Origin of the sequence: Natronomonas sp. (genome assembly GCF_036625485.1) — an archaeon.
Lineage (GTDB): Archaea > Halobacteriota > Halobacteria > Halobacteriales > Haloarculaceae > Natronomonas.
The window spans coordinates 1-6,420 of record NZ_JAZKTR010000132.1; the positions used below are offsets into that span (position 1 = coordinate 1).

The window sequence follows — 6,420 nt, forward strand, 5'->3', positions numbered from 1 at the left end:
GACCGTCGTCTTCCGCGCCCGCTCCGACGGACACATCGAGGGCTACCGCCACGGGCGACTTCCGTTCGACCTCGGCGGCGCCATCGAGTGGGTCTGAGGCGGGCAAGTTTCGACACCACTTAAATAAGAGACGCTAGCCATTGGTTTCTGTCGGTCGAGCAACCGCCACCTTGGCGGACTGAAAGGGCGAGGCGGGGAGGCGTTTACTTGGTCGTCTGAGCGGGCCCCTATCCGACCGTAGGGAGGATATCCCGCTCAGCGACCGCCTCCCCGCCGAGGGCTTTCGAGGTGGTTGCGGTCAATGAATCGCCAAGCTTCGTTTATAAAATAACGTATCCTAGCCACCGTGACCGGGATAGTCGCGCTCGAAGCGGTCCTGAATCTCCTCGCGTGAGAGTTCGATGACCGTCGGCCGGCCGTGCGGACAGGCGTAGGGGTTCTCGCAGTCGTCCAGCGCCGACAGCAGGCCGGTTACTGTTCCCTCTCGAAGTGAGGTGTTCCCTTTAATAGACGGGTGACACGCCAGATCTCCGAGCAGGTCGTCGACGACGCTCTCGACGGTTCCTTCGGGGTCGCCGTCGACGAACTCCGCCAGCAGATCGCGGGCGAGTTCGGGCGCGTCGTCGCCGATTCGCTCGGCGACCAGCGCAGGGACGGTCGTCACCGCGGCGGTCCGGTCGCCCGTTCGCTGAACGCGGAAGCCGAGGCGGGCCAGCGCCGCCTTATAATCGCCCAACAGCGCGGCCTCGCGGGCGGTGAGGTCCAGTTCGACCGGGTCGGCGAGCGCCTGCGTCGTCACATCATCCGCGAATCGCTCCTGGAGCCGTTCGTAGTTGACCCGCTCGTCGGCGGCGTGCTGGTCGACCAACACGAGGCCGTCGTCGGTCTCGGCGACGATGTAGGTGCCGTCGAACTGCCCGAGGACGCGCATCTCCGGCAGGCGGTCCATCGCCTCGGGGGTGCCCGTCGTCTCCTCGCCGTCGAAGGTGCGCTGGTCGGGCGTCTCGCGGAAGCGGTTCTCGCGGTCGGTTTCGGGCGTGGAACCGACCGACGGCGCAGTGGGTTCCTCGCTAGCGTCGTCCTCCCATGCGGCGGATGGCTCGGTCGCTCGGGACGTCGATGACGGGGCGTCTGCCCGTTCGGTTCCACGCGAAGCGTCGGTGGGGTTCGAACCCGCCCCGGTTTCGGGTCGAGCGCGGTGGCCCGATTCGGTGCGTTCCGGTTCGGCCTCCTCGTCACCTCCATCGCTCGTATCCGGCGATATCTCGGTCTGGTCGGGCGCCGAACGCCCTCGCGGCGCCCGCGAGCGGAGCAGGCCCTCCTCCAGGAGCGCCGCCTCGACAGCGTCGCTGACCGTCCCGCGGACCCCCTCGTCGTCGGCGAAGAGCACCTCCAGTTTCCGGGGGTGGACGTTCACGTCGACGCCGCCGGCCGGCACGTCGATATCGACGACGGCGAAGGGATAGCGGTCCGGCGCCAGTTGGGTTCCATAGGCGTCGACGATGGCCTCCCGAACCACGTTCGCGGTGACGTAGCGGCCGTTGACGAGCGTCGTCATGTACTCGCGACTCGCACGGTTCGTCTCGGGGTGGCTGACCAGTCCCTCGACGCCCGCCAGCGGCCCGGTGGCGGTCTCGGCGTCGCCGTCTTCGCGGGCGTCGCCGACGGGAATCATCGAGGCGGCGACCTCGCGGCCGTACACCGAGAGGACGGCGCTGCGCCGGTCGCCGTCGCCGGGCGTGGCGAACGTCTCCCGGCCGTCGTGTTCCAGCGTCACCGCCACCTCGGGGTTGGCCAGTGCGTAGCCGGCGACGACCTGCTGGATGTGGTCGAACTCCGTGGCGGCTGTCTTGAGGTACTTCCGCCGGGCCGGGACGTTCCCGAAGAGGTCGGTCACCTCGACGGTGGTGCCCTCGGGACAGCCGACGGGGCCGCACTCGACCACGTCGCCGCCCGCGACGACGAGTTCGGTGCCACGGCTTCCGCCCCGGGGCTTGGTTCGGATGGCCACCCGGGCGACCGACCCGATGGCGTGCAGCGCCTCCCCGCGGAAGCCGAGCGTGCCGATGGCGTCGAGGTCGTCGATGTCTCGGAGTTTGCTGGTCGTATGCTCCCGAACGGCCTTGCGGGCCTCGTTTTCCGACATTCCGAAGCCGTCGTCAGCGACGACGATGCGCTCCTTGCCACCGCCCTCGACGCGGACGTCGACGCGGGAGGCATCGGCGTCCAAGGCGTTCTCGACCAGTTCCTTGACCACCGAGGCCGGCCGTTCGACTACTTCGCCGGCGGCGATCCTGTCCCGCGTCGTCTCGTCGAGTCGTCTGATTTCAGGAGCCATGAGAGACCGCGTACTTACGGCGTTGGCCGCCGACCGTACCTAACTCTTTCTCAGCGTGGTTGGGAACACAACCATTCTGCGTGGGTCTTGATACCAGTCTGTATGGACGGTGACGGTGGCCCCGCTTCGCGCGATGCCGCGTGGTATCGCGCGCTACTCGACGACCCCCGACGGGACCGGCTTCGGTCTCCGAATCGTCGATACCGTCGCCGAGGCCCACGGCTGGTCGACGCGTGCGACCGAAAGCGAGTCCGGCGGCGCCCGCATCGAGTTCCGGACCGACGAATAACCGCGGCACGAAGGCTTTTGGTCGCGGTGGTCGTTGCCAACGTGCATGATAGTGATGCACGCCGAACTCCCCGTTGCACCGGACTCTCGTGAGGAAGCACTCGAACGCGTCGAGGAACTCGCCGTCGAATCCCGCGCCGAAGACGGCGTCATCGACTACCGCGTCACCACCGACATCGAGGATACCGATACCATCCGCGTCATCGAACAGTACGAGGACGACGACGCCGTCGAGACGCATATGTCCAGCGACCACTTCGAGGCCTTTCAGGCAGCTATCGCCTCCTGTCTCGCCGGCGAACCCGAACTCTATCGGTTCGACGTCGACTCGAAAACACAGGTGATGTAGGGCCGCCGACGGCCCCGTCGGTTCGAGGTCGTTCTTCGCTGGCCGCTCTCAATCGTCGGCCGCGACCGGCTCGCCGTGGCTCACCTCGTCACCGAGAAGGTCCATGAACGCCGCGAGCCACTCGGGGTGGTCGGGCCAGGCCTGCCCCGTCACGAGGTTCCTGTCACGGGTGACTTCGTCGACCCACGAGCAGCCAGCGGCCTCGCACTCGGCCTGGACGGCCGGATACGACGTCATCTCGTAGCCGTCGAGGACGTCGGCCGCCGCGAGGATCTGCGGGCCGTGACACAGCGTTGCGACGGGTTTGTCCGCCTCGAAGAAGTGCTGGACCGCCTCGATGACCTCGTCGTAGGTGCGGAGATACTCCGGCGCCCGGCCGCCGGGTACACACAGCGCGTCGTACTCGGTCGGGTCGACATCGGCCATCGTCGCGTTCAACTCGAAGTTGTGCCCCCGCGACTCCATGTAGGTCTGGTCGCCGCGGAAGTCGTGGATGGCCGTCTTCACCGTCTCGCCCGCCTCCTTGTCGGGACAGACGGCATCGACGTCGTGGCCGACCATCTGTAACGCCTGGAACGGCACCATCAGCTCGTAATCCTCACTGAAATCGCCGACGATCATCAGAATGTCTTTGGTCATTGGTACCACCTTCCACTACTTCGGCTGGTGAGCACAAAAAGCCGAGCATTCGTCACTCAGGCGGCACGAATCGGGCGTCTCGCGTCGGGCGGGTTTCCCAGCGAACCGGCGGCGGTCAGGGCGCGAGCAACCGCTCGGCTTTGCCGTCCTCGGAGAGCCGTTCGAAGTGTCGCCGTCCCTGCGGCGTCAGTCTGTATACGCCGCCCGTCGCCGTCATCGTGATGTGGCCCCCGGATTCGAGGTCGTAGCAGTGTCGGTCGACGGTGACGGGATGACGGTCGAGCCGTTCGGCCAGTTCGACGGCGGGCGTGGCGCCGTGTTCCGCGAGCAGCGCCAGGATCTCGCGCTCGGGGTCGGTTGGTATGTGTATTCCTATCGCATCTATGGGGGTAAGGTATCTGCTGTGTACTGCTGGTGGATTTAAATACCACTGGCTGTCACTCGATGGTATCACCAGCCGGGCATACCGTCACTCCCTACTCGTCCAGTCGTTCCTGCCACTCCTGAACGCGACTCAGCAGTTCGACGGGTGGAACCTCGTTGACGTCGGTGTCCTGCAGGTCCTCGATGACGGCCTCGATATCAGGGTCGAGCGGTTCGCTGGCGGTGTCTGTCTCTGCTGCGCCGCCGTCCGCCGAGGCTTCGGCCGCGGTCCGAGCCGCGTCGCCTCCCTCGCCTCTGAACTCGCCGCTTTCGAGGTCGAAGACCGCCTGAACTGGCTCGCCCGACGACTCACCGCCCTTGGCTTCGATGGCGCGGTCCGCTCGCAGGCGATCCAGCACGTTCCCGGCGCGATCGACGACGGGGTCGGGAACGCCTGCGAGGTCGGCGACGTGGACGCCGTAGGAGCGGTCGGTCGGCCCATCCTCGATGGTCCGCAGGAAGGTCACCTCCCCAGCGCGCTCCTCTGCGGCCACGTGGACGTTCTCGACGCGGGGCAACTCGTCGGCCAGCGTCGTGAGTTCGTGATAGTGGGTCGCAAAGAGGGTGAACGCGCCGATCTCGTTGTGGAGGTACTCGGTGGCGGCCCACGCGATGGAGATGCCATCGTAGGTGGCGGTCCCCCGTCCCACCTCGTCGAGGATGACAAGGGAGTCCTCGGTCGCTGAATGGAGGATGTTCGAGAGTTCCTGCATCTCGACCATGAACGTCGACCGTCCCTGTGCGAGTTCGTCGAGCGCGCCGACGCGGGTGTAGACGCCGTCGACGAGACCGACGCGGGCGCTGTCGGCGGGGACGAAGGAGCCGACCTGTGCGAGCAGGGAGATCAGCGCCGCCTGCCGCATGTAGGTCGATTTCCCCGACATGTTCGGCCCGGTCACGAGCAGAAAGCGGCGCTCGCGGTCCAGATAGAGGTCGTTGGGGACGAACCGGGTCTCGGTCTCGACAACCGGGTGACGCCCCGCCTCGACGTCGAGGACCCCCTCGTCGGTCAACTCCGGGCGCGTCCAGTCCCGTTTGGCGGCGTGGGCCGCCAGCGAGCAGAGACAGTCGAGTTCCGCGAGCGTTCGGCCGACTTCCTGCAGGAGGTCCGCCTCCTCGGCGACCGACTCCCGGAGGCGGCAGAAGGCCTCGTACTCGCGGTCGCCGCGTTCCTCTTCGAGGCGGAGGATCTCGCGTTCCTTCTCGCGCAACTCCTCGAAGACGTACCGTTCGGCGTTCTTGAGCGTCTTGATGCCCTCGTAGTGGTCCGGCACCCCGTCGGCCTCGCTCTTGCCGACCTGCACGTAGTAGCCGTCGGTCTTGTTGCGGCCGACGGTGACATGGGAGAGGCCGTGCTGGCGCTTCTCGCGCTCTTCGAGTGTCTCGAAGAACTCGACGGCCCGCTCGTGGCGGGCGACCAGTTCGTCGAGGTCCTCGTCGTAGCCCCGCTTTATCAGGCCGCCCTCGTGGAGCGTCTTCGGCGGGTCATCGGCCAGCGCTTCGAGTTCCTCACGGAGGCCAGCGACGGCCTCGCGGTCGAGGTCGGCAAACAGGTCCGCGACCGGCGAATCGGCCAGTCGGGGCGCTCCCTCGACGCTCTCGACGAGGTCCGGCACGAGCGCCAGCGTCTCGCGGGCCCGCAGGAGCGAATCGGCGTCGGCGCTGCCGGATACCGCGCGGCTGGCGACCCGTTCGAGGTCGTAGGCCGCAGCGAGCGTCTCGCGCAGCCCTTCCCGAACGAGGGCGTCGTCGGCCAGCGCCGCGACCGCGCTCTGCCGACGCCGGAGTTCGCCCGCCCGGCGGAGCGGCCGGGTGAGCCACTCCTTCAGGAGGCGCCCCCCGGCGCTCGTTTCGGTGTGGTCGATGGTGTCGAACAGGGTCTTGCCGCCGCCGGTCATCGTCTCGGTCAGTTCGAGGTTGCGCTGGGTCGTCGCGTCCAGCGAGACGTGGTCGTCCGGCGCGTAGGCCTGTAACCGCGTCACCGACGCCAAGGCGCCGACGCCCGTCTCGTCGATGTAGTCGATAGCCCCCCCCGCGGCCGCGACCGCCGCCTCGCTGTCGAGCCCGACGGTTTCGACGGCGTCGCCGAACTGCTCGGCGAGCGTATGCCGGGCGCGGCCGGGCGCGAACGCTTCCGTGTCGTGGAGCGTCGTCCGGCCGTCGATGCGCTCGCGCAGTCGGCCCAGGAAGTCGTCGTCGGTCCGGACCTCGGGGCCGGGAATCACCTCCACCGGCGCGAAGCGGTACAGTTCGGTGAGCGCGCGACTCGCCGCGTCGGGGCCAGACACGGCCGTCGCGCGGAAGGTGCCGGTCGTGATGTCACAGAACGCGAGGCCGTACTCGTCGCCGTCGCGGGCGACCGCCGCGAGGAATTGCGCGTCGG

At 67.7% G+C, this 6,420-nt stretch carries 6 protein-coding genes; 2 read left to right on the forward strand and 4 right to left on the reverse strand.

The genetic code is table 11. The features are described from left to right. Nucleotides 1-337: 337 nt before the first annotated feature. The gene (gene mutL, locus V5A53_RS11675) at nt 338-2,338 is read right to left on the reverse strand and encodes a DNA mismatch repair endonuclease MutL (protein ID WP_332313788.1); all 2,001 of its coding nucleotides are present in this window, start codon (nt 2,336-2,338) and stop codon (nt 338-340) included. Between the two features lie 115 nt (nt 2,339-2,453). On the opposite strand from mutL, the gene V5A53_RS11680 reads away from it, so the two are divergent. Together V5A53_RS11680 and V5A53_RS11685 are read left to right on the forward strand one after the other, a co-directional pair. After that, complete coding sequence (locus V5A53_RS11680; RefSeq protein ID WP_332313789.1) at nt 2,454-2,627, forward strand: ATP-binding protein; 174 nt, start codon at nt 2,454-2,456, stop codon at nt 2,625-2,627. Nucleotides 2,628-2,672: 45 nt separating this feature from the next. Then, nucleotides 2,673-2,975 (forward strand): putative quinol monooxygenase, encoded by a 303-nt coding sequence (locus V5A53_RS11685; RefSeq protein ID WP_332313790.1) that lies wholly within the window; start codon nt 2,673-2,675, stop codon nt 2,973-2,975. A gap of 48 nt (nt 2,976-3,023) precedes the next feature. Here V5A53_RS11685 and V5A53_RS11690 read toward each other — a convergent pair whose 3' ends face one another. From V5A53_RS11690 to mutS, 3 genes are all read right to left on the reverse strand, one after another. Further along, nucleotides 3,024-3,614 (reverse strand): DJ-1/PfpI family protein, encoded by a 591-nt coding sequence (locus V5A53_RS11690; protein WP_332313791.1) that lies wholly within the window; start codon nt 3,612-3,614, stop codon nt 3,024-3,026. 115 nt (nt 3,615-3,729) lie between these two features. After that, nucleotides 3,730-4,068 (reverse strand): hypothetical protein, encoded by a 339-nt coding sequence (locus V5A53_RS11695; protein WP_332313792.1) that lies wholly within the window; start codon nt 4,066-4,068, stop codon nt 3,730-3,732. A 22-nt stretch (nt 4,069-4,090) separates the two neighbouring features. Then, nucleotides 4,091-6,420: DNA mismatch repair protein MutS (gene mutS / locus V5A53_RS11700; protein WP_332313793.1), on the reverse strand; the 2,330-nt coding region annotated here is incomplete at its 5' end.